Origin of the sequence: Sulfitobacter sp. 1A13679 (assembly GCF_043557115.1) — a bacterium.
In the GTDB taxonomy this organism is placed as follows: domain Bacteria; phylum Pseudomonadota; class Alphaproteobacteria; order Rhodobacterales; family Rhodobacteraceae; genus Sulfitobacter; species Sulfitobacter faviae.
In genome coordinates this window covers 52,343-74,961 of sequence record NZ_JBIFFO010000020.1, presented here as the reverse complement: position 1 = coordinate 74,961, position 22,619 = coordinate 52,343, and the positions used below count along the sequence as shown (strand labels likewise).

General features: G+C 62.8%; 22 protein-coding genes and 3 tRNA genes. 16 read left to right on the top strand and 9 right to left on the bottom strand.

All coding sequences use genetic code 11. The features are described 5' to 3' along the window. From ACGYLA_RS15450 to tgt, 8 genes are all read right to left on the bottom strand, one after another. Nucleotides 1-77, bottom strand: a tRNA-Asp gene (locus ACGYLA_RS15450). Nucleotides 78-584: 507 nt separating this feature from the next. Next, a tRNA-Val gene (locus ACGYLA_RS15445) sits at nucleotides 585-660 on the bottom strand. Between the two features lie 41 nt (nucleotides 661-701). Then, nucleotides 702-1,271: a histidine phosphatase family protein gene (locus ACGYLA_RS15440; protein WP_394433635.1), complete on the bottom strand. Its 570-nt coding sequence runs from the start codon at nucleotides 1,269-1,271 to the stop codon at nucleotides 702-704. Beyond that, complete coding sequence (locus ACGYLA_RS15435; RefSeq protein WP_394433633.1) at nucleotides 1,268-1,849, bottom strand: histidine phosphatase family protein; 582 nt, start codon at nucleotides 1,847-1,849, stop codon at nucleotides 1,268-1,270. Before ACGYLA_RS15435 ends, ACGYLA_RS15440 begins: the two co-directional genes overlap by 4 nt. Nucleotides 1,850-1,982: 133 nt before the next feature. After that, a tRNA-Val gene (locus ACGYLA_RS15430) sits at nucleotides 1,983-2,057 on the bottom strand. 152 nt (nucleotides 2,058-2,209) lie between these two features. Next, complete coding sequence (gene lon / locus ACGYLA_RS15425; protein WP_394433631.1) at nucleotides 2,210-4,621, bottom strand: endopeptidase La; 2,412 nt, start codon at nucleotides 4,619-4,621, stop codon at nucleotides 2,210-2,212. A 232-nt stretch (nucleotides 4,622-4,853) separates the two neighbouring features. After that, nucleotides 4,854-5,948: an alkene reductase gene (locus tag ACGYLA_RS15420; RefSeq protein WP_394433629.1), complete on the bottom strand. Its 1,095-nt coding sequence runs from the start codon at nucleotides 5,946-5,948 to the stop codon at nucleotides 4,854-4,856. A 105-nt stretch (nucleotides 5,949-6,053) separates the two neighbouring features. Then, nucleotides 6,054-7,181: a tRNA guanosine(34) transglycosylase Tgt gene (gene tgt / locus ACGYLA_RS15415; RefSeq protein ID WP_394433627.1), complete on the bottom strand. Its 1,128-nt coding sequence runs from the start codon at nucleotides 7,179-7,181 to the stop codon at nucleotides 6,054-6,056. A 361-nt stretch (nucleotides 7,182-7,542) separates the two neighbouring features. Between tgt and ACGYLA_RS15410 the strand changes: the two genes are divergently transcribed. From ACGYLA_RS15410 to tpiA, 8 genes are all read left to right on the top strand, one after another. After that, nucleotides 7,543-9,168: a mechanosensitive ion channel family protein gene (locus tag ACGYLA_RS15410; protein WP_394433625.1), complete on the top strand. Its 1,626-nt coding sequence runs from the start codon at nucleotides 7,543-7,545 to the stop codon at nucleotides 9,166-9,168. A 68-nt stretch (nucleotides 9,169-9,236) separates the two neighbouring features. Next, nucleotides 9,237-10,619, top strand: a complete 1,383-nt coding sequence (gene rimK / locus ACGYLA_RS15405; RefSeq protein ID WP_067265023.1) for a 30S ribosomal protein S6--L-glutamate ligase — start codon at nucleotides 9,237-9,239, stop codon at nucleotides 10,617-10,619. A gap of 92 nt (nucleotides 10,620-10,711) precedes the next feature. After that, nucleotides 10,712-11,074: an SUF system Fe-S cluster assembly protein gene (locus ACGYLA_RS15400; protein ID WP_209218051.1), complete on the top strand. Its 363-nt coding sequence runs from the start codon at nucleotides 10,712-10,714 to the stop codon at nucleotides 11,072-11,074. Nucleotides 11,075-11,261: 187 nt separating this feature from the next. Further along, on the top strand, nucleotides 11,262-12,473 hold the full coding sequence (locus ACGYLA_RS15395; protein ID WP_394433623.1) for a glycerophosphodiester phosphodiesterase family protein: 1,212 nt from the start codon (nucleotides 11,262-11,264) through the stop codon (nucleotides 12,471-12,473). A 117-nt stretch (nucleotides 12,474-12,590) separates the two neighbouring features. Continuing rightward, nucleotides 12,591-13,208 carry a hypothetical protein gene (locus ACGYLA_RS15390; RefSeq protein WP_394433621.1) on the top strand — a complete coding sequence of 206 codons (618 nt, stop codon included), beginning with the start codon at nucleotides 12,591-12,593 and terminating at the stop codon, nucleotides 13,206-13,208. Between the two features lie 113 nt (nucleotides 13,209-13,321). Beyond that, nucleotides 13,322-14,035, top strand: coding sequence for a DUF3307 domain-containing protein (locus ACGYLA_RS15385; RefSeq protein WP_394433619.1), 714 nt, complete (start codon nucleotides 13,322-13,324; stop codon nucleotides 14,033-14,035). Between the two features lie 53 nt (nucleotides 14,036-14,088). Beyond that, nucleotides 14,089-14,451, top strand: a complete 363-nt coding sequence (locus tag ACGYLA_RS15380; RefSeq protein ID WP_067265014.1) for an iron-sulfur cluster assembly accessory protein — start codon at nucleotides 14,089-14,091, stop codon at nucleotides 14,449-14,451. An 83-nt stretch (nucleotides 14,452-14,534) separates the two neighbouring features. Continuing rightward, on the top strand, nucleotides 14,535-15,284 hold the full coding sequence (gene tpiA / locus ACGYLA_RS15375; RefSeq protein WP_394433617.1) for a triose-phosphate isomerase: 750 nt from the start codon (nucleotides 14,535-14,537) through the stop codon (nucleotides 15,282-15,284). A 40-nt stretch (nucleotides 15,285-15,324) separates the two neighbouring features. Here tpiA and ACGYLA_RS15370 read toward each other — a convergent pair whose 3' ends face one another. Beyond that, complete coding sequence (locus ACGYLA_RS15370) at nucleotides 15,325-15,786, bottom strand: Lrp/AsnC family transcriptional regulator (RefSeq protein ID WP_067265010.1); 462 nt, start codon at nucleotides 15,784-15,786, stop codon at nucleotides 15,325-15,327. A 144-nt stretch (nucleotides 15,787-15,930) separates the two neighbouring features. Here ACGYLA_RS15370 and cysG point away from each other — a divergent pair, with 144 nt between their 5' ends. The 8 genes from cysG (at nucleotide 15,931) to ACGYLA_RS15330 (ending at nucleotide 22,594) form a co-directional block, all read left to right on the top strand. Further along, entirely contained in the window at nucleotides 15,931-17,325 is a 1,395-nt protein-coding gene (gene cysG / locus ACGYLA_RS15365) for a siroheme synthase CysG (protein ID WP_394433615.1), read from the top strand. Between the two features lies 1 nt (nucleotide 17,326). Further along, nucleotides 17,327-17,623, top strand: coding sequence for a DUF2849 domain-containing protein (locus tag ACGYLA_RS15360; RefSeq protein ID WP_394433613.1), 297 nt, complete (start codon nucleotides 17,327-17,329; stop codon nucleotides 17,621-17,623). Next, on the top strand, nucleotides 17,623-19,299 hold the full coding sequence (locus ACGYLA_RS15355) for a nitrite/sulfite reductase (RefSeq protein ID WP_394433611.1): 1,677 nt from the start codon (nucleotides 17,623-17,625) through the stop codon (nucleotides 19,297-19,299). The genes ACGYLA_RS15360 and ACGYLA_RS15355 overlap by 1 nt, the downstream gene beginning before the upstream one ends. Beyond that, nucleotides 19,289-20,080, top strand: coding sequence for a phosphoadenylyl-sulfate reductase (locus ACGYLA_RS15350; RefSeq protein ID WP_394433609.1), 792 nt, complete (start codon nucleotides 19,289-19,291; stop codon nucleotides 20,078-20,080). The genes ACGYLA_RS15355 and ACGYLA_RS15350 overlap by 11 nt, the downstream gene beginning before the upstream one ends. Then, complete coding sequence (locus ACGYLA_RS15345; RefSeq protein ID WP_394433607.1) at nucleotides 20,077-20,508, top strand: DUF934 domain-containing protein; 432 nt, start codon at nucleotides 20,077-20,079, stop codon at nucleotides 20,506-20,508. The genes ACGYLA_RS15350 and ACGYLA_RS15345 overlap by 4 nt, the downstream gene beginning before the upstream one ends. 68 nt (nucleotides 20,509-20,576) lie before the next feature. Continuing rightward, nucleotides 20,577-21,425, top strand: coding sequence for a ferredoxin--NADP reductase (locus ACGYLA_RS15340; RefSeq protein ID WP_322327921.1), 849 nt, complete (start codon nucleotides 20,577-20,579; stop codon nucleotides 21,423-21,425). Nucleotides 21,426-21,615: 190 nt separating this feature from the next. Further along, a complete protein-coding gene (locus ACGYLA_RS15335) occupies nucleotides 21,616-21,876 on the top strand; it encodes a pilus assembly protein PilZ (protein WP_271693471.1) in 261 nt (86 codons plus the stop codon). A gap of 64 nt (nucleotides 21,877-21,940) precedes the next feature. Next, nucleotides 21,941-22,594: an SDR family NAD(P)-dependent oxidoreductase gene (locus tag ACGYLA_RS15330; protein ID WP_394433604.1), complete on the top strand. Its 654-nt coding sequence runs from the start codon at nucleotides 21,941-21,943 to the stop codon at nucleotides 22,592-22,594. Nucleotides 22,595-22,619: the final 25 nt, after the last annotated feature.

The following is a 22,619-nucleotide window of genomic DNA, read 5'->3' as shown; positions in this document are numbered from 1 at the left end:
TGGCGCGGTTGACGGGGCTCGAACCCGCGACCCCCGGCGTGACAGGCCGGTACTCTAACCAACTGAGCTACAACCGCCCGCTGCACTCTCCAGGTCGCCCCGGAGCGTTTGGGTGTTCTATGGTGAGGGCGCTCCGCCGTCAAGCGCGGTTTGCGCGAAAATGTGAAATTTTCGTAAGTTGTTTTTGGGGCGTTTGATGGGCTGGGTTTGAGGCCGAAAATCGGGTGATTTTCGCGGAGGGATCGGGCCGCTTTTGCTTGGCCGCCCCGATGGTCAGGACTGACGAAGGCTATGGCTTGGAATACTGCGACGCTGCGTGGGAAATCCGAGCGATGGCCCAATATCAATCTGTGAACGGGACGACCGTGAGAGGCTCGAACTCCCGTCCCAGACAGACCGCGCAGCGGGCCGGCGTCGGTCGGGCTCACCCCTAGGGGAACCGGTTGATCCAAATAAATAGGTTGGAGGGATGGTGGGTCGTGAGAGGCTCGAACTCCCGACCCAGACTGACCGCGCAGCGGGCGGGCGTCGGTCGGACTCACCACTGGGGCAACCGGTTGATCCAAATAAATAGGTTGGACGGATGGTGGGTCGTGAGAGGCTCGAACTCCCGACATCTTCGGTGTAAACGAAGCGCTCTACCAACTGAGCTAACGACCCGACTTGGACCTGATAGCCCAAGGTGGGGGCGGGCTTCAAGCCTATAATGTCAGCCTTTCTTGCTGACCGTTCTCAAGGCGGAAAACCACCCCCTGCCCGCCTTGCATCTCCCGCACCGCGGCGGGCGTGCGGCCCAGTAAAATAAGGCGCAACATGCGCGATGTGATGCCGTGGGTGACCAGCACATGGGGGCCGGACAGGCTGTTCAGAAAGCGTAGGCAGCGCTTGTGAAGTGCCGCGAATCCCTCGCCCTCGGGGGCGTGTTCATAAAGATCGTAGGAATCACGCGCGGCGGGGGTTTGGCGCAGCAATGTCTCGCGCGACATTCCGGCCCAAGCGCCGATGCCGATCTCCCCCAAACGGGGATCAGGCGCAGCCTTTAGCCCCGTCCCCGCCAGCGCGATTTCGGCTGTAACCACCGCCCGCCCCTGCGGGCTGCTGAGCGCCGAGAACCCCGCCAGATCACGGCGTTTCAGAATCGCGTTCTGCGCCGCGGCCTGTTCGCGCCCCCGCTCGGTCAGCGGGGAATCGAAATGCCCTTGGAGCCGATTGGCGAGGTTCCACTCCGTCTCCCCATGGCGCAGGATATAGAGCGTCGGGTAACGGCTCATGCGGGGGCTTCCAAGATACGCTCGGTCCCGTTCTCCAGCAGATAGACGCAGCCTTGCCGGTTTCTGAGCCGACCGGCCTCTGCCGGATCGACGCCGCATACCTCTGCGCGAAGCACCTGCCCCCAGAGTCCGTGGGCGACCAGCACCGTGGGCGTGGTCAAACTGTCGAGCACCGCCCTGATCCGCCCGCGAAAGGCCGCCAGCCCCTCCCCGCCCGGCGCGGCGGCGTAGATCTCCAACGGGGCCGGATCGCGGGCCGCGAGATCGGGATGCGCGGCGAATATCTCATCCCGGGTTGCCCCCTGCCAATCGCCCGCGTGTATCTCCGTCAATCGCGCATCCGTTTGGAAAGCGGCCCCATTCAACGCAATCCGCGCCGTTTGCTGCGCCCGGCCAAGCGGAGAGACGAGGATATGCGGCTTTTGCGCAAGGATCGCTGGCATGATCTGCGCTTGTCGCTCGGCCTCAGCGATGCCCTGATCGGTCAGCGGTGAATCGAGATGTCCTTGCAGACGAAACGCGCGATTCCACTCGGTCTGCCCGTGGCGCAGGAACCAGATTTTAGGATGTGCCGACATGCTCTCTCCGCCCGTGGTGCCCGTGGTATGGGCCGATGGGGATAAGGATCACTCCGACGCAGAGAAGGCAAGCCATGGGCCATGGGCACAGGCTCGGAGCGGCAAGCTAATCCTACGCGAACTAGGGGGAAAATGGTGGGTGATAAGAGATTTGAACTCCTGACATCTTCGATGTGAACGAAGCGCTCTACCACTGAGCTAATCACCCTTGCGGGGCGAAGTAGCCAATTGCGGCGCGGCTTGCAAGAGGGTTTAGCGCAAAAACTGTCGCGAGATGCGGCGGGCCCTGCCCCACGGTGGATACGAAAAACGCGCGCCCCGAAAGGCGCGCGCTGATGACATTCTGACTGGCCGTTCGCCTTAATGCGTGGTCGTGGCGTCCACGCCTGCGGCACGGGCCTTCATCGCGGCGGCCTCGGCGGCCTCTTGGGCGGCTTCGTCCCAATCGATCGCTTTTGGCTTGCTCACCAGCGCATGCTCCAGAACTTCCGAAACATGGCCCACCGGGATGATGGTCAGCCCCTCTTTGACGTTGTCGGGGATGTCCGGCAGGTCTTTCTCGTTCTCCTTGGGGATCAGCACCGTGGTGATGCCGCCACGCAGGGCCGCGAGAAGTTTCTCCTTCAATCCGCCGATCGGCATGGCGTTGCCGCGCAAGCTGACCTCGCCGGTCATGGCGATGTCGCGCCGCACCGGGATCTGCGTCAACACCGAGACGATCGAGGTGACCATCGCCAGACCGGCCGAAGGGCCGTCCTTGGGGGTGGCGCCGTCGGGCACGTGGACGTGGATGTCCAGCGTGTCGAACTTCGGCGGCTTGACCCCGATCTGCGGAGAGATCGACCGGACGTAGGAACTGGCCGCGTCGATGCTTTCCTTCATCACGTCGCCGAGCTTGCCGGTGGTCTTCATCCGGCCCTTGCCCGGCAGGCGCAGCGCCTCGATGCTCAGAAGCTCACCGCCCACGGAGGTATAGGCCAGCCCGGTCACAACACCGATCTGGTCCTTCTCCTCGGCCAGACCGAAGCGGTGCTTGCGCACGCCAAGGAAGTCTTCGAGGTTGTCGCCGGTCACGGTGACGCTCTCGGCCTCCTTCTTAACGATCTTGGTCAGCGACTTACGCGCCACCTTGGCGATCTCGCGCTCAAGGTTCCGCACGCCGGCCTCGCGGGTGTAGTAACGGATCATGCCGGTCAGGGCCGAATCCTCGATCTCGAACTCTTTCTTCTTCAGACCGTGGTTCTTGATCTGTTTCTGCACCAGATGTTGCTTGGCGATCTCGCGCTTTTCATCCTCGGTGTAGCCCGAAAGCGGGATGATCTCCATCCGGTCGAGCAGCGGCCCGGGCATGTTGTAGCTGTTCGAGGTGGTCAGGAACATCACGTTCGACAGGTCGTATTCCACCTCGAGATAGTGGTCCACGAAGGTGCCGTTCTGTTCCGGGTCGAGCACTTCGAGCATGGCCGAGGCCGGATCCCCACGGAAGTCCTGCCCCATCTTGTCGATTTCATCGAGCAGGATGAGCGGGTTCGTGGTCTTGGCCTTTTTCAGCGCCTGGATGATCTTGCCGGGCATGGAGCCGATGTAGGTCCGACGGTGGCCGCGGATCTCGGATTCGTCGCGCACGCCGCCCAGCGAGATGCGGATGAACTCGCGCCCCGTGGCCTTAGCGACCGATTTGCCCAAGGAGGTCTTGCCGACGCCTGGAGGGCCGACGAGGCACATGATCGGGCCTTTCATCTTGGTCGAGCGCTGTTGCACGGCCAGATACTCGACAATGCGCTCCTTGACCTTCTCAAGGCCATAGTGATCGTCATCGAGAACCTTTTGCGCGCGGCCTAAGTCCTTCTTCACGCGGGATTTCACGCCCCACGGGATCGACAGCATCCAGTCGAGGTAGTTGCGCACCACGGTGGCTTCGGCCGACATGGGCGACATGTTCTTGAGCTTCTTCAGCTCGGCCTCAGCCTTTTCGCGGGCTTCCTTGCTCAGCTTGGTCTCGGCGATCTTGGCTTCAAGCTCGGCCACTTCGTTCTTGCCGTCTTCGCCGTCGCCCAACTCCTGCTGGATCGCCTTCATCTGTTCGTTCAGATAGTATTCGCGCTGCGTCCGCTCCATCTGGGACTTCACGCGGGTCTTGATCTTCTTCTCGACCTGCAGCACGGACATCTCGCCCTGCATCAGGCCGTAAACCTTCTCAAGCCGCTCAGAGATGCTCAGCGTTTCCAGCAAGTCCTGCTTCTGCTCGACCTCGATGCCAAGGTGACCGGCCACGAGATCGGCCAGACGTGCAGGCTCAGCACTTTCGCCAACGGCTGCGAGCGCTTCCTCGGGGACGTTTTTCTTGACCTTGGCATAGCGTTCGAACTCATCGGCCACTGTGCGCAGAAGCGCCTGCGTAGTGGCCGCGTCACCCGGCATCTCGGTCAGATACTCGGCGCGCGCCTCGAAGAAGTTGTCGTTCTCAAGGTATTCGGTGATGCGCACCCGCGCTTGGCCTTCGACCAACACTTTCACGGTGCCATCGGGCAGTTTCAGCAGTTGCAGCACATTGGCCAGCACACCGGCCTTGTAGATGCCGGATGTGTCGGGATCATCCTCGGCGGGGTCGATCTGGCTGGACAGCAGGATTTGTTTATCGTCCGCCATCACCTCTTCAAGGGCGCGGACGGATTTTTCGCGGCCAACGAAAAGCGGCACGATCATGTGGGGAAACACGACGATGTCGCGCAGCGGAAGCACCGGGTAGGATGCGTTCAGTGGCTCTAACATGCTCAATTCCTTATCTTAGCAAGACATCCGGGCCCCTGTCATAGGCGGCCTCTGACATCCCCTCTTCTGGACAGGACATGTGTGCATCCCATCCGCCTGTTTCAATCCCTTGCGGGCTATTCGACCGCCATCATCGCGCTTCGGCGGGATGGAGGCAAGCGCGCGATGGGGTGATTTCGCCCCAATTGCACGCGTCGTAAGAAAGGGGCGCCGCGCGGGCGCCCCTGATTGGTCAGGCTTCGGCCTGTTCCAGCGTCGGGTAATCGGTAAAGCCCTCGCGCCCACCGCCATAGTAGGTATCGGTATCGCCCTCATTCAGCGGCCCGTTCATCTGCCAGCGGCGCGGCAGATCGGGGTTGGCGATGAAGGGGCGGCCCACGGCGATCAGATCGGCCTTATCCTCGGCCACGGCCTTGATCGCCATCTCGCGGTCATAGCCGTTGTTGGCCATGTAAGGCCCGTCAAAGAGCGCCCGCAGCGCGGCGATGCTTTCGCCTTCGTCCAACTCGCGCGAGCCGCCTGTCGCGCCTTCGACAAGATGCAGATAGGACAGGTTGTACCGGTTCAGCCCCTTCACGACATATTCAAAGGTCTCTTGCGGATTGGCGTCTTCGATCCCGTTGGCGGGCGAAGAGGGCGAGAGGCGCAGCCCCACACGTTCGCCGCCCCAGACTTCCGTTACCGCATCCAGCACCTCGAACAGCAGCCGTGCGCGGTTTTCCACGCTGCCGCCATAGGCGTCCTCGCGTTTGTTGCTGCCGGTTTTGAGGAATTGGTCCAGCAGATAGCCATTGGCCCCGTGAACCTCGACCCCGTCGAAGCCTGCTTTCTTGGCCATCTCGGCGGCATGGGCATAGTCGGCGACCAGACGCGGCATCTCATCCAATTCAAGCGCGCGCGGCTCGGAAGTATCCTCGAACCCGTTGGCGGTGAAGGTTTTCACGCCAGCGCCGATAGCAGAAGGCGCGACAGGCTTGCCGCCATCGGGTTGTAGGGAGGTGTGGCTGATCCGGCCCACATGCCAAAGCTGGATGACGATCCGCCCACCTTCGGCATGGACCGCGTCGGTCACCTTGCGCCACGCGGCGACCTGACCCTTACTATGAATGCCGGGGGTCTGGAAATAGCCCTTGCCCTCGGGGCTGATCTGGGTGGCTTCGGTGATGATGATGCCCGCGCCGGCCCGCTGGCGATAATAGTCGACATGCATGTCCGAGACTTCGCCGGTCTCATTATCCGCGCGGTTGCGCGTCAGGGGGGCCATTACCAAACGGTTCTCGGCCACGATCTCACCGGCGGTGAAAGGGGTAAAAAGCTTCTCGGTCATATTCGGGCCTTTCCTTGCAATAGAATGTGCAAGGCACCTAAGACCCTGCCACCTTGCAGCAAGGATCATCCGCACAAATTCCCGTGAGGCCGAAGCGCCCGCCCCTCAGAGCGAGTCGATGTCGCCCTGTTCGCGGCCTGCGTGGAAATCGGCCTGCCACTGGGTGAACCGCCCCGCCACAATGGCCTCGCGCATGCCGGCCATGATGTCTTGGTAGTATTGCAGGTTGTGCCATGTCAGCAGCATGGACGAGATGATCTCTTGGCTGCGGAAGACGTGATGCAGATAGGCGCGCGAATAGTTGCGGCAGGCCGGGCAGCTGCAATTCTCATCCAGCGGGCGCGGATCATCCTGATGGCGCGCGTTCTTGATGTTGAGCACGCCCATCCGGGTAAAGACCTGCCCCGTACGGCCAGAGCGGGAGGGCAGCACACAGTCCATCATGTCGATGCCGCGCGCCACGGCACCGACGATATCGTCGGGCTTGCCCACGCCCATCAGGTAGCGCGGCTTGTCCTCGGGCAGCATGTCGGTCGAGAAATCCAATGTGGAGAACATCGCCTGCTGCCCCTCCCCCACGGCCAGACCGCCGACGGCATAGCCGTCAAAGCCGATCTCGCGCAGCGCCTCGGCGCTTTCCTGGCGGAAGTCTTCTTCCAACCCGCCTTGCTGGATGCCGAACAGCATGTGACCGGGGCGGTCGCCAAAAGCCTCCCGGCTGCGCTTGGCCCAGCGCATCGACAGACGCATGCTTTCGGCGATGCGGTCCCGGTCGGCGGGCAGCGCCGGGCATTCATCGAAACACATGACAATGTCGGAACCCAGAAGCTCCTGAATCTCCATCGAGCGCTCCGGCGTGATCTCATGTTTGGAGCCGTCGATGTGGCTTTTGAAAGTCACGCCGCGTTCGGTCAGCTTGCGCAGGCCAGCAAGGCTCATCACCTGAAAACCGCCACTGTCGGTCAGGATCGGCTTGTCCCAATTCATGAACTTATGCAGCCCGCCCAAGGCGGCCACACGCTCTGCCGTGGGGCGCAGCATCAGGTGGTAGGTATTGCCCAGCAGAATGTCCGCGCCGGTGGAGGCCACGCTCTCGGGCATCATCGCCTTGACCGTCGCCGCTGTGCCCACCGGCATAAAGGCGGGTGTGCGGATCTCGCCGCGCGGGGTTTGGATCACGCCGCTGCGTGCCTTGCCGTCCTGCGCGTGTTTGGTGAATCCGGTGCTGGTCATACGCTGCCCTCTCTGCCTGCGACTGGCGCGATAAACCAGTGGCGGGAAACATGCAATAAAGCTGAAATAGCCGAGATTGCACGAGAATGGTATCGTTCAAAGGATACCGGGCTTAGGGCTTGGTCGCCGCCGCTTGATCACCCCCAACGCATTCCTGCGCACGCCTTGAAAACAGCAATCCAACTATACGCGGCTCGCTACGCGCAACCTCAACGCAGCCCAAAAGCCCGCAAATAGCGCTTCAAAGCGCCGCGCAGCCTTGAATTGCCCGAACCCCCGCTACATTGCGCTATCCATGCAGCGGCTTGCCTTACTCCCACGCGCTTTCGCGACTGTGTTTCCTCGTTTTCTGGGGGCCTTCGTGCTGGCGATTGCGCTGCTGACGGGGGCCGCCACCGGGCAGGCGCAGGAAAAATGGTTTGAAACGACCGAGCTGAACCCCGGCCTGCCGCCCCCGCCTGAGACGCTGGACCGCGGTACACCGATGGCGGCGTTGGAAAGCTTCATCTACCTCACCGACAATGGGCACTATTCGGACGCGGCCCATATCCTTGACCTGTCGGACCTGCCCCAAGGGGATCAGGCGGTTATCGGGGCCGAGCGTGCTTTTCAACTTTCCGTCCTGATGGAGCGCAAGGTCGTCGTGCCATGGCGCAGGCTGGCGGACCGGCCCGACGGCTGGCTCTCAGGCTCGGCCGAGGACAATGACACCGGGCGCGTGCGCCGTTCGCTCTTGATCGACCGTCTGGAGCTGGGCGGCCATGACGTGCCACTGCGGCTTAACCGGATCAAACCCGGTGAGGATGCCGAGCCGGTCTGGGTCTTCTCGCGCCAGAGCGTCGACAACATTCCGCATCTCCATGCGCAGTATGGCCCCACGGACCTTGAGACGATGCTGCCCGACTGGCTGCGCATCCGCGCCTTTTGGGGCATGTACCTGTGGGAAGTGCTGTTCCTGCCCCTGCTGGTCGTCGTCGCCCTGACAGCCGGTTGGTTCGCCTTTAGCATCATGCGCCGCCTCGGGCAGGCCGCCAAACGCCGCTGGATGCGCTTTGTGCTGCGCTCTTTCCGCTGGCCCGCCGCCATCGTCCTTTGCGCGGCGATCATCGGCACGGCCACCAGCCGGGTCTTGGTCGTTTCAGGCTTTATCGACGCGGTGCTGAGCCCGCTTTTGCTGATCGCCTATGTCACCGCCGCCGCCCTCGCCATTGTCTTTACCTTTGACGAGATCTTTGACCGGATCAGCCCCAACAACGCCTATGAGTTGGCCGATCCGATGAATGCCCATATGCGCTCTATCGCCACGACAATCGCGGCGGCGCGTAAAGGGGTGATCGTGATCGCCGTGCTGGTGGCCTCAGGGGTGATCCTCGTTTCCAGTAATGCGGACAACACCCTTGGCCTGTCGCTGCTGGCCTCTGCCGGTGCGGTGACCATCGTCTTGGGTTTCGCGGCGCGTGAGGTTTTGGGCAATATCCTCGCCTCTATCCAGATTGCGCTGAACCGCTCTGCACGGATCGGGGACCAGCTGATCTTCGAAGGGCATTTCTGCACGGTCGAGCAAATTCACTTTACTTACGTGCAACTGCTCAACTGGAACGGCACCCGGCTGATCGTGCCGGTCAGCTATTTCGTCTCCGACGCCTTTGAAAACTGGTCAATCGAGGATCACGCCATGGTGCGCCCCATCATCCTGACCCTGTCGCAAAACGCAGATGTGGCAGCACTGCGCCGCGTGTTCTTTGACCTCTTGGCCCGCGAAGACCCCGATGATGTCAAACCGATGGACAAGGCCAAGGTGCATGTGCTCGACCAAGATGCCTTTGGCATCAAGGTGCGCTTCGAGTTGCCCACCGACAATGCCGCCACCTTTTGGGATATCGAATGCCGCGTGCGCGAGGAACTTCTTGCCGCCGCCGCGCGGATGGAGAAAGAAGACGACGTCCGCATGTTGCCCCCCGCCCCCGCGGATATGGGCACCCCCTGACATCGCGCCGCTTGATGCAGCCCCTGCCGCAGGTTAGGCAGGCAGACTAATGACCCAAGGAGCAGGCAATGGAAAAACTCACATTCGGTTGGGAAGAATGGGTTGCCCTGCCCGATCTTGGCCTGCCCGCGATCAAAGCCAAAGTCGACACCGGCGCGCGCACCTCGGCGCTGCATGCCCATGACATCGAAGTCTTTGGCCCCGCCTCCAAGCCCAAGGTGCGGTTCAACGTGCATCCCATCGCCGGGCGCGAAGATATCTCGATCACCTGTTCCGCTCCGATCATCGACCGGCGCGAGGTGACCTCTTCCAACGGCGAGTCTGAGCAACGTTTCGTCATCGCCACCACGCTTGAGGTCGGCGGCCAAAGCTGGCCCATCGACGTGACCTTGACCAACCGGGGCACCATGACCAGCCGCATGCTGCTGGGCCGTCAGGCGCTGACCGAACATATCAACATCTCGGCCACCGAACGGCGTTTGCAGCCTGACCTGAATTACGACGTTTACCACACCGCCAGCCTGCGCCACAAAGCGCCGCAGCGGGCGCTGCGCATTGCTGTGCTGAGCCGGGAAGACAACTATTCCACCCGCCGGCTGGTCGAGGTGGGCGAAGCGCGCGGCCATGTGGTTGAGGTGATCGACACCACGCGCTGCTATATGGCGATCAACCAACTGGCCCCCGAAGTGCATTACGACGGCAAGCGCCTGCCGCGCTATGACGCCGTCATCCCGCGCATCGGCGCGTCGATCACCCCCTATGGCACCGCCGTCATCCGCCAGTTCGAGACGATCGGCACCTATTGCGTCAACGGCTCTGCCGGGATCACCGCGAGCCGCGACAAGCTGCACGCGCATCAGGTCTTGGCCGCGAAAAAGATCGGTATGCCGACCACGGCCTTTGCCGCATCGCCGAAAGACACCTCCAACCTGATGGCGCTGGTGGGCACCGCGCCGCTGATCGTAAAGCTACTAGAGTCGACCCAAGGCAAGGGCGTCGTGCTGGCGGAAACCAAAAAGGCCGCAGAGAGTGTGATCGACGCCTTCCGTGGCCTGCGTGCCAACTTCCTGGTGCAGGACTTCGTCAAGGAGGCCGCCGGGGAAGACATCCGCTGCCTCGTGGTGGCGGGCAAGGTCGTGGCCTCCATGAAACGCACCGGCGCGGAGGGGGACTTCCGCTCAAACCTGCACCGGGGCGGCTCGGCCAAGGTCGTGCGCATCTCGAAAGAGGAACGCGACACCGCCGTACGCGCCGCCCGCGCCTTTGGCCTTGGCATTGCCGGGGTCGATCTGCTGCGGTCGGAAAGCGGGCCAAAGGTGCTTGAGGTCAACTCCTCCCCCGGGTTCGAGGGGATCGAGAATGCCACCAAGAAAGACATCGTCGGCAAGGTCTATGACGAAATCGAAGCCCGTGTGAAACCACAACCCGCGCGGCGCCGCAAAGGGGGATAGCGCGGGCGGCAGCGGCCCCTCACGGTCGGGGCCACTTTACGCCCCTGTCCGCAATCCCTATATAAAACGTCGAGAATGATGCGAGGCAAGAGATGACCGAACAGACCCAACCGCTCGAAGGGACACCGCTGATTGCGCCCTCTTCCACCGACCACCCGCTTTACGAGCAGGTCGTTGAGGCTTGTCGCACGGTCTATGACCCTGAGATCCCGGTGAATATCTATGAACTGGGGCTGATCTACACCATCGACATCAACGACGAGAATGAAGTCGACATTAAGATGTCGTTGACCGCGCCCGGCTGCCCCGTGGCCGGTGAGATGCCCGGCTGGGTCGCCGATGCGGTCGAACCGATCGCCGGGGTCAAGCAGGTCAACGTGGCACTGGTTTGGGAGCCGCCATGGGGCATGGACATGATGTCTGACGAAGCCCGTCTCGAACTGGGCTTCATGTAACCGACAGTTTCGCAGCGCGAACAAAAGACGCCGTCGATGTAACTCATCGGCGGCGTTTTCTTTTGGCCGCTTCCCGCCGAGCGGGGTCACCGCGGATTGTTCATTTGACTGACATGATCCGGTCGTGAAACCGTTACATCGGGCACCCATAGAAGCCCCAGAACTTCATTCACGAACGGATAACATTATGCGAACACTTGTTTCTCTCGCCGCTCTGGTCCTCGCGCCCGGCATGGCACTGGCCGAGACCCACGCCGCCGCGACACCGGTGGAATACGGCCCCCGCCCGGCCTATCTGGTGGACAAGCTGCCCGAGGGCGCATTGAAGGACAAGCTGGCTTCCTGCATGGGCCAAGACGCCGCCAAGACCGATTTCTCCATCGGCCACCGTGGCGCGCCGCTGATGTTTCCTGAGCATACCGTGCAATCCAACGTCGCCGCCGCGCGTATGGGCGCGGGCATTCTGGAATGCGACGTGACCTTTACCGCCGATCACGAGTTGGTCTGCCGCCACGCCCAGAACGATCTGCACACTACGACGAACATCCTCGTCTCCGATCTGGCCGAGAAATGCACCACCGGCTTCACCGCCGCGTCGGGTGACACGCCCGCCAGCGCCGAATGCCGCACCTCCGACATCACCTTGGCCGAATTCCGCACCCTGACGCCCAAGATGGACAGCGCTGACAAGACCGCCACCACCGCCGAAGACTATCAGGGCGGCGTCGCGACTTGGCGCACCGAGCTTTACAGCGACAAGGCCGATCTGATGACCCATGCGGAATCGATCGAACTGTTCAAATCCTTAGGCGCCAAGTTCACGCCCGAGTTGAAATCCCCCTCCGTCGAGATGCCGCACGAGGGTTTCTCTCAGGAAGACTACGCGCAGAAACTGGTGGATGAATATGTCGCCGCAGGCATCCCCGCCTCCGACGTTTGGCCACAGTCTTTCAACCTCGAAGACGTGCTCTACTGGGTCGACAACACGCCGGAATTCGGTAAACAGGCCGTCTATCTGGTGCAATGGTCCGATGGTTTCGATGAGCAAGACCCCGAGACATGGGCCGAAGATTTCGCCGATCTGAAAGCCAAGGGCGTGAACTACCTCGCGCCGTCGCTCAACATGATGCTGACCAATAAGGACGGCGCCATTGCCGCGTCCGACTACGCCATGGCAGCGAAAGAAGCAGGGCTGACCCTGATCGCATGGACGCTGGAGCGTTCCGGCCCGCTGGCTTCCGGTGGCGGTTGGTACTTCCAGTCGGTCAATGACATCGTGAAAGACGACAGCGACTATCTGGTGGCGCTGGATGTGTTGGCCCAAGACGTGGGCGTGGCCGGTGTCTTCTCTGATTGGCCCGCGACCGTGACCTATTACGCGAACTGCATGGGCCTCTGATCGGTCCTAGCCGTTAGAACGCCGTAAGGGCCGCCCCCTCTCGGGCGGCCCTTTTCCGTGGCCGGGCTTGCATGGATTTCGCCTTCCTGCGACATTGCGGGAAACAAGGGGCAAGCCATGGAAACTTGGGCAATTTTTACCGGCGATATCGTGAAATCCTCCGCGATGAGCCGGGCGGAGTTGGATGCCATCTTCGCGCGCCTTGATGATGCCTCCGAGGCGCTGACTGCTTGGCAAGGCCAGCCCGCCCGGATGACCCGTTTTCGTGGAGATGGCTGGCAGATGGCCGTGGCACCCGCCTTCACCTTCCGCGCAGCCCTCGTCCTACGCGCCACCGTGCGCCGTTGCGGCAAGACCGCCGACACCCGCTTTGGCATCGGTATCGGCCCCGCGCATTTCGCAGGTGACGACCTATCTCGCGCGGACGGAGCGGCACTGGTCAGCTCCGGCCACGCGCTCGACAACATGCCCCGCGCGCGACGCATGCACGCGCCCGACGCGCCCCTCGCCCTGCGCGCAGCCCTACCGCTCGCCGACCGGATCGCGGGCGGCTGGACCAAGCGCCAAGCCGAGGTCGCCTACTACATGCTGGCCCCCGACCCGCCCGTCCAAGCAGAGCTTGCGCGGCAGTTTGATCTGACACAGCAAAGCGTGCAGGGCCATGTGGAGGCGGCGGGGATAGATGAGTTGCGGGAGGTCTGCGAGGTTCTGGAAACGCATAAAACAGCCCTTTAAGCCTGTTTTATCAAATTACAGCCAAATTAGGCTGTTTAATACCATAAGAAAACGCTTGCCCCGGCTCGCCATGGCTTTTCAAATGGACGCCATCACCAACTACCGGAATTTCTATGACCGAACAGGCCATCGCCACCGCTCTCGCCTGCCTGATCGCTCACTTGCTGGCCGATTTCGTTTTTCAAACCAATGCCATGGTCGCCGCCAAGCGCAAGCCGCAAGTGCTACTGCTCCACGGCGCTATCGTCTTTGCCCTGACCGCATTGGCCCTCGGCGGCAGTTTGATCCCCGCCGCCCTCCTCGCGCTTGCCCATACCGCAATTGATGCGCTTAAGACCTACGCCGTGTCGGAGCACAAGCGCGACCGGCTTTGGCCCTACCTTACCGATCAACTCGCCCATCTCATCACCATCGTAGCCCTTGTCCACTATGCCCCCGACGCCTTTGCCCGCGGCATCTGGGCCGACCACAGCAGCATGCTCATCCCGCCCGCCCTGTTTATCGCGGGGCTGATCACCGCGACGCTCGCAGGCGGTCCCGCCGTGGGTGGTTTGATGCTGCCGCACAAGGCGCAGGCCCAACCGGATGGGTTGGAGAATGCGGGCCGGATGATCGGCCTGCTGGAACGCGCGTTGATCTTTCTAATGGTCATGATCGGCGAGCCTGCGGGCATCGGTTTTCTCATCGCGGCAAAGTCGATCCTGCGCTTTGACACCGTCAAAAAGAACCAGAAGATCAGCGAATACGTGATCATCGGCACGCTGGCCTCTTTCGGTTGGGCGCTCATCGCGGCCTTCGCCACCAAGGCCGCAATGAATTCTTTCTGACGGCTTGAGATCACCGCGCCGCACCCCTATCTTGGCCGCATAGGAGATTTGTGATGTTTGGCATTCCCGGCAAGCAAGCCGTTACCATGACCCCCAAAGCCGCTGGCCAGATTGCGAAGTTGATGCAATCGGCGGGCCACGCCGGGCTGCGCATTGGCGTCAAGAAAGGCGGCTGTGCGGGCATGGAATACACCATGGAATACGTCGAAGCGACCGACCCCAATGATGAGGTGGTCGAACAAGACGGCGCGCGGGTGATGATCGCCCCCATGGCGCAGATGTTCCTCTTCGGCACCGAGATCGACTATGAGACAACACTGCTCGAGTCCGGTTTCAAATTCCGCAATCCCAATGTGACCGAAGCCTGCGGCTGCGGCGAATCGATTAAATTCGACGAAAGCCTCGGCGCGAAGTAAGCGCGCGGATCTGCCCCGGTCTTGACGAAAGGCCACGGGCCTGCGAACTGATCTGGCAACATTAACAGATCAGGACGGAACCGATGCGCCCCAAAATCGCCGCCGGCAACTGGAAAATGAACGGCACTGCCGCCGCGCTGACAGAGCTTCACAGCCTTGCCACCGGCCTGCCCGAAAACCCGCCGCAGGTCGTGATCTGCCCGCCCAGCACCCTCCTCTTTCGCGCCACCGATGCCACCCATGGCAGCCCGATCCAGATCGGCGCACAGGATTGCCATGCCGAAGAAGCGGGCGCCTACACCGGCGATATCTCTGCCGCGATGGTTGCCGACAGCGGGGCCAGCCATGTGATTCTCGGCCATTCCGAGCGCCGCGATGCCCACCGCGAGACCGATGCCGATGTGCAAGCCAAGGCTGTTGCCGCATGGGGTGCCGGTCTCACCGCCATCATCTGCATCGGCGAAAGCGAGGCTGAGCGGGAGGCAGGCCAGACCCTCGACATTATCGGCGCACAGCTCGACGGCTCCCTCCCCGATGCCGTGGAGGCCGGGAACACCGTTATCGCCTATGAGCCGATTTGGGCCATCGGCACCGGCAAGGTCCCCAGCATTGCGCAGATCAAAGAGGTGCATGATTTCATCCGCACCCGCCTGATCGACCGTTTCGGCGGGGAGATCGGCGATGCGCTCCCCCTGCTCTACGGCGGGTCGGTGAAGGCCGCGAATGCGGTCGAAATCTTCGCGGTCGAAAACGTCGATGGCGCGCTGGTCGGCGGGGCCAGCCTCAAGGCCGAGGATTTTGCGCCCATCGTGACGGCCCTCGCCCAGTCTTAACACAATGCGAGGCGGCGGAGCCCTCCGCCGCACCACCTTGCTACAACGGCAGCATCGTCGTCGATTTGATCTCTTCCATCGACAAAAGCGCCGTGACGTTATGCACCTTCACCTCTGAAATCAGCGCCTGATAAAAGACATCATAAGCCCGCGCGTTCTTGACCCGCACCTTTAGGATATAGTCGATATCCCCCGCCAGACGGTGCGCCTCCTGCACCTCGGGCCGGTCTTTCAACGCCTGCAAAAACGCCGCCTGCCAAGCCGCCTCATGCTCTGACGTGCGGATCAGGACAAAGAAGCAGGCCTCGAACCCAAGCGCTTCGGAATCCAGCACCACGGTCTGTTGGCCGATGACCCCGGCTTCGCGCAGCTTGCGTATCCGATTCCACACCGGCGTTTTCGAAGACCCCACTTCACGGGCAATATCGTCCAGCGATTGGCTCGCATCCCGTTGCAGCTGCGCCAAAATCTTCCGGTCGGTCTCATCAATTCGGACAGTCATTCTTTTCTCTCTCGCCCCGGCAGGACGTTCACACTCAACCTGCGGCCAAAGCGAACGCATGTTCTTATCTGCGCCAGCATATAGCCAATTATCGGGAATATTTCCTATATAAGAGGTCACGTCAAACAGAATACAGGGCGCATCATGGATCACTTTCCCATCTTCCTCGCCACCCGCGGGCAAAAGATCCTCCTCTCCGGCGGCGGCGAAGCTGCTCTGGCCAAGCTGCGTCTGTTGATGAAAACCGAAGCGGCGCTGCATGTCTTCGCCCCAGACCCGGCGCCAGAGATCGTCGACTGGCAGGCGGCAGGCAAGCTCACCCTGCACCGCCGCCCCCTCACCGCCGCCGATCTCCCCGGCGCGCGGCTGTTCTACGCGGCGGATGAAGATGACACGCTGGATGCCGAGAATGCCGCGCTGGCCCATGCGGCGGGCGTGCTGGTCAACATCGTCGACAACCTGCACGACAGCGAATTCATCACCCCCGCCATCGTCGATCGCGATCCGGTGACCGTGGCCATCGGCACCGAAGGCGCCGCCCCGGTGCTGGCCCGCGCCATCAAAGCCGATTTGGAAGAGCGTCTGCCCGTCACCCTCGGCCCGCTGGCGCGCATCGGCAAAGGCTTTCGCAAGCTGGCCGATGCCCTGCCCATGGGCCGCGCGCGCCGTGATTTCTGGCGGGAGTATTATTTCGCCACCGGCCCCCGCGCCATGGCTGAGGGCAAGGATACCGTGCGCCCGGCGCTGAAGACCCTGCTGCACACCCACCTCACCCGCAAAGCCCGCGCAGGCCATGTGGCCTTTGTCGGCGGCGGCCCGGGTGACCCGGAACTGCTGACGCTCAAGGCCCGCCGCGCGCTGGATGAGGCCGATGTGGTGATCTACGACCGGCTGATCAGCCCCGAGATCCTCGAACTCGCCCGCCGCGAGGCGCTGATGATCGACGTGGGCAAAGAGGGCTTCGGCCCCTCCACGGCCCAAGAGCACATCAACGCCCTGCTGGTCGAACACGCGCAAAGCGGCGCGCAGGTGGTGCGGTTGAAATCCGGCGATGCCACGGTCTTTGGCCGGCTCGACGAAGAGATCGACGCGGTCGACGCCCATGGCATCGGCTGGCACATCGTGCCCGGCATCACCGCCGCCTCCGCCGCCGTGGCGGGCATCGGGCAGAGCCTGACCAAACGGGGCCGCAACGCTTCGGTCCGGTTCCTCACCGGGCACGACATGAAGGGTTTCGCCGATCACGATTGGGCCGCCCTCGCGCGCCCGAATGAAGTCGCCGCGATCTATATGGGCAAGAAATCCGCCCGTTTCGTCCAAGGGCGCCTGCTGATGCACGGCGCCGACCGCGCCACACCCGTCACCGTGATCGAAAACGCCTCGCGCGCCGATCAACGGGTGCTGTCGACCACGCTGAACGATCTGCCGCGCGATCTGGCCGATGCCGAAATGACCGGCCCCGCGCTCACCTTCTACGGCCTCGCCCCGCGCGCCGCCGTCCAAGTTGCCACCGAAACCCCGCTAGAGGAGCTGGCCTGACATGCCTAAGCCTTTCACCCCCAAGGTCATCACCGCCAATGCGCTGCTCGAAGGCGATGTCGTCTATCAAACCGCCACCGGCTGGACCCGCAAACTTAGTGAGGCCGAAGTCCTCACCGATGAGGCCGACGCCGACCTGCGCCTGATCGACGCGCTGAGCCAACAGGATTTGGTCGTCGGCGTCTACCTCGCCGATGTGGCCCCCGAAGCGGGCGGCCCCAAGCCCACACACTTCCGCGAAGAGTTCCGCGCCACAGGCCCGTCGAACTACGCCCACGGCAAACAGGAGACCGTCTGATGTACAGCTACACCGAATTCGACGACACATTCCTCGCCGAGCGCAACGCCCAGTTCCGCGCCCAAGTCGAGCGCCGCATCGACGGCTCGCTCACCGAGGATGAATTCAAACCCCTACGCCTGATGAACGGCCTCTACCTGCAACTGCACGCCTATATGCTGCGGGTGGCGATCCCCTATGGCACGCTGAACAGCGCCCAGATGGATCAACTCGCCTATATCGCCGAGCGGTGGGACAAGGGCTACGGCCATTTCACCACCCGCCAGAACATCCAGTACAACTGGCCCGAATTGCGCGATGTGCCCGATATGCTCGACGCGCTGGCCGAGGTGAAGCTGCATGCGATCCAGACCTCCGGCAACACGATCCGCAACGTGACGGCGGATCATTTCGCCGGGGCCGCCGCCGATGAGGTTGCCGACCCCCGCCCCGTGGCCGAACTGATCCGCCAGTGGTCCACCGACCACCCCGAATTCCAATTCCTGCCGCGCAAGTTCAAGGTCGCCGTCACCGGCGCCGCAGCCGACCGTGCGGTGATCAAAGCCCATGACATCGGCCTGCGCATCGTCGAACGCGATGGCGCGCAGGGTTTCGAAGTCATCGTCGGCGGTGGTCTTGGCCGCACCCCGATGATCGGCAAGGTGCTCTATGATTTCGTGAAGCATGAGGACCTGCTGCCCACGCTCGAAGCCATTGTCAGCGTCTATAACGTGCTGGGCCGCCGCGACAACAAGTACAAGGCGCGCATCAAGATCACCGTGCACGAGAACGGCATCGAAGACATCCGCGCCCGGGTCGATGCGCAATACGCGCTGATCCGCGACCAGTTCACCGGCGTCGACCAGCAAATGCTGTCGCGTATCGAAGCCGATTTCGCAGCACCCGCGTTCAAAACAGCCTCCCTCGGGGCTTACGAATCCGCCTATACCAACGATCCGGTCTTCCGCGCCTGGGCCGATACCAACCTCGCTGCGCACCGCGTGCCGGGCTATGCCATCGTCTCGATCAGCCTCAAGGCCCATGGCGCCACACCCGGCGACGCCACGGCGGACCAAATGCGCGTGATGGCCAACCTCGCCCGCCGCTTCGGCCATGACGAGCTGCGCATCAGCCACGAGCAGAACGTGATCCTGCCCCATGTGCACCGCAGCGACCTGCCCGAACTGCACGCCGCGCTGAAAGAGGCGAAACTCGCCACCGCCAACATCGGCCTGATCTCGGACATCATCGCCTGCCCCGGCATGGATTACTGCGCACTGGCCACCGCGCGTTCCATCCCGATCGCGCAGGAAATCGCCACCCGTTTCGACGAGCTGAAGCTCGAACACGACGTGGGCCCGCTCAAGATCAAAATCTCCGGCTGCATCAACGCCTGCGGCCACCACCACGTGGGCCATATCGGCATCCTCGGCCTCGACCGCGCAGGCGTGGAGAACTACCAGATCACGCTCGGCGGCGATGGCACCGAGGACGCGAGCCTCGGCACCCGCACCGGCCCCGGCTTCTCGGCAGAGGAGATCATCCCCGCCATCGAACGCCTCGTTCTGGGCTATCTCGACCTGCGCAACGATCCCGGCGAGACCTTCCTGCAAGCCTACCGCCGTCTCGGCCTCGCGCCATTCAAAGCCGTGCTCTACCCCGAAGCGGCAGAGAAGGATCGGGCCAATGCCGCTTGATACCCCTGAACTTCATCCTTTCTCAAATACCGATGCGCCGCCCCCCGAGGGGCTGCGCGCGGTCGAGGAAAAGGTGGCACGGCTCAACGCCGACCTGCGCCACCACGGGGCGACGGATGTGATCCGCCGCGCCGATGCGGAGATCGAGAACCTCACCCTCGTCTCCAGCTTCGGCGCGGAATCGGTGGCGCTGTTGCACCTCGCCTCCATGGTCTCGCGGGACATCCCGGTGCTCTTTATCGACACCGAGATGCTCTTTGCCGAAACCCTCGTTTACCAGCAGGAGTTGAGCGAGCGCCTCGGCCTGCGCAATGTCACCACCCTGCGCAGCGCAGAGATCGCAGCACAGGATCCCGATGGCACGCTGCATCAGTATGACACCGACGCCTGCTGCGCCCTGCGCAAGACCCGGCCCCTGCAAAGCGCACTGGCGGGCTATGACGGCTGGATCACCGGGCGCAAACGTTTTCAATCGGGCAGCCGCGCGGCCTTAGAGTTTTTCGAGACCGAGGTCCCCGAAGACGGTGCCGCACCGCGTATCAAGGTGAACCCGCTGGCCTATTGGGCCACGTCCGACGTGAGCGATTACATCACCGAAAACCGCCTGCCCCGGCATCCGCTGGTGGCCAAGGGCTACCCTTCAATCGGCTGCGCGCCCTGCACCTCGCCCGTGGCCCCGGGCGAAGACCCGCGCGCGGGGCGCTGGCGTGATCAGAACAAAGAAGAATGCGGCATCCATTTTGTGAACGGCAAAGTGGTCCGAACAGGAGACAAATCATGAGCGTACTCGTCACCGACACAGGCTTCACCGCCGACGACTGGACCCAAGGCTATTGCGAAGATGGCGCCGCGAACGATTGCCGCGCCGTCGATCTGGCCTCTGACGCGGATGCCCATGCCCTCACGCTGACCCCGGCGCTTGAGATGATCCGCGTCGATTTCCCCTCTTTCGCGGATGGGCGCGGCTTTACCATCGCCCGCGTCCTGCGCTTGCGCGGCTACAAGGGCCGCCTCCGCGCCCGCGGGCATGTGCTGGCCGATCAATATGCCATGGCCCGCCGCGCCGGATTCGATGAGGTCGAGATCGACGAGAATCTGGCCGCGCGCCAGCCTGAGGACCAATGGCGCGCCCGCGCCGATTGGCAGGCCCATGACTATCAGTCCCGCCTGCGCGGTGCCGCATCCGGACCGGCGACCACGGCCAAATAGGCCGCTTCATTGCCCTCCCCCCTTCCTTGCCATAAGTAGAGGCCGCAACCCGATTTGCGGAAACCATGATGACCGAGCAGAGCACAGTGAACCAAACCGCCGCCAAGCCCGTCCCGACATTGCCCGACGCCCAGACCGTGACCTCGGTCACCCACTGGACCGATCAGCTGTTCTCGTTCCGGGTGACCCGGCCCGCTTCCCTGCGCTTTCGCTCGGGTGAGTTCGTGATGATCGGCCTGATGGGCGACCCGCATCCCGAAACCGGCAAGCAAAAACCGCTCTTGCGCGCCTATTCCATCGCCTCGCCCGCCTGGGACGATGAGTTGGAGTTCTACTCGATCAAAGTGCAAGACGGCCCGCTGACCTCCAAGCTGCAACATATCCAGCCCGGCGATCAGATCATCCTGCGGCCCAAGCCCGTGGGCACGCTGGTGCATGACGCGCTGCTGCCCGGCGACCGGCTGTGGATGTTCGCCACCGGCACCGGCTTTGCCCCCTTCGCAAGCCTGCTGCGCGAGCCTGAGACCTATGAGAAATTCGACGAGGTCATCGTCACCCACACCTGCCGCGATGTGGCAGAGCTTGAGTATGGCCGCCAGTTGATCGAAGGGCTGAAGGCCGACGAGCTGATGCAGGAACTCATCGGCCCGGAAAACCTTGCCAAGATTCGCTATTACCCGACCACCACCCGCGAAGAGAGTCCCAAGATGGGCCGGATCACCAATCTTTTGCAGGATGGCACGGTCTTCAAAGATCTGGGCGTGCCCCAAATCAATGCCGCCCATGACCGCGCCATGGTCTGCGGCAGCCTTGGTTTCAACAAGGATATTATGGAGATTCTCGAAGGCTTTGGCCTGACCGAGGGTGCCAATTCCGACCCGCAGCATTTCGTCGTCGAAAAGGCTTTCGTCGGCTGAGCCGAATTAAGCCTTACGAAAGGTCGCAGCGTTACAACCAAGGTGTCGGCGCAGCTTTGCCGACGCTTTGGCAGAACCCTGCGCATCCCTAAAACGCCCCCTTCCGCTGCAATGCGGCAGGGCTTAGCTGACGCCTTGCGAGCGCGGGGGACTGCCGCGCGAAACGCAACTACAGGCGAAAGGCATATCAATGGCGAGCAATGGGACCCCGACCCCAAAGAAAGTCTCCGATCTGGCAACTCAGAAGGCCGACTTGTCCAGCACGGCGCTGATCGGCATCTTCGGCAGCGACAGCACGCCCGGCGCCCTGATCCGCGAAGGTGGCGGTAAAATCTCGCGCGTCGAAGTGGGCGATCAGGTCGCAGGCGGCATCGTCTCCGCCATCGGGCAAGGGACGTTGGTGCTGTCCAGCCGCCGCGGCAATCAGGTGCTGCGCCTGCCGCAGGGCTGAAACCTTGGGGGAGGCGCTGCGCGCGCCTCTTGACCTGCCGCGCGGGGCAGTGCACATCCCGCGCATGAGCAAGACAGCATTGATCACCGGCGCATCGCGCGGCCTTGGGGCCGCAATGGCAGAAGCCTTGGCCCCCACCCATCACATCATCGCGGTCGGTCGCACGACCGGCGCGCTCGAAGAGTTGGACGACCGTATCCAAGCCAAGGGCGGCAGCGCTACCTTGGCGCCGATGGACATCACCAACGCCGATGCCATGGCCGTGTTGTGCCGGGGCATCCATGACCGTTGGGGCGGGCTTGACCTTTGGCTGCATTGCGCCGTCCATGCCGCCCCGCTGACGCCCACCGATCACATCGACGCCAAAGATATGGAGAAATCCATCGCCGGAAACGTCACCGCCACCGCGCGGCTGATCACTTTTGTCTCGCCGCTCTTGGGGGCGGATGGCACAGCGGTCTTCTTTGACGATCCGCGTGCGGGCACGAAATTCTTCGGCAGCTACGGGGCCACCAAGGCCGCGCAGATCGCGCTGGCGACCTCTTGGCAGGTCGAGACCGCGCAGATCGGCCCCCGCGTCCATATCCTCACGCCCGAGCCGATGCCCACCGCCACCCGCGCCCGCTTCTTCCCCGGCGAAGACCGCGCGGCGCTGAGCGACACCGCCACGCAGGCCGCTGCGGTATTGGCGCAACTGTCGGAAAACTCCGCCTCCTGAACCGCGCGGCACCGGCGCGCTGCGC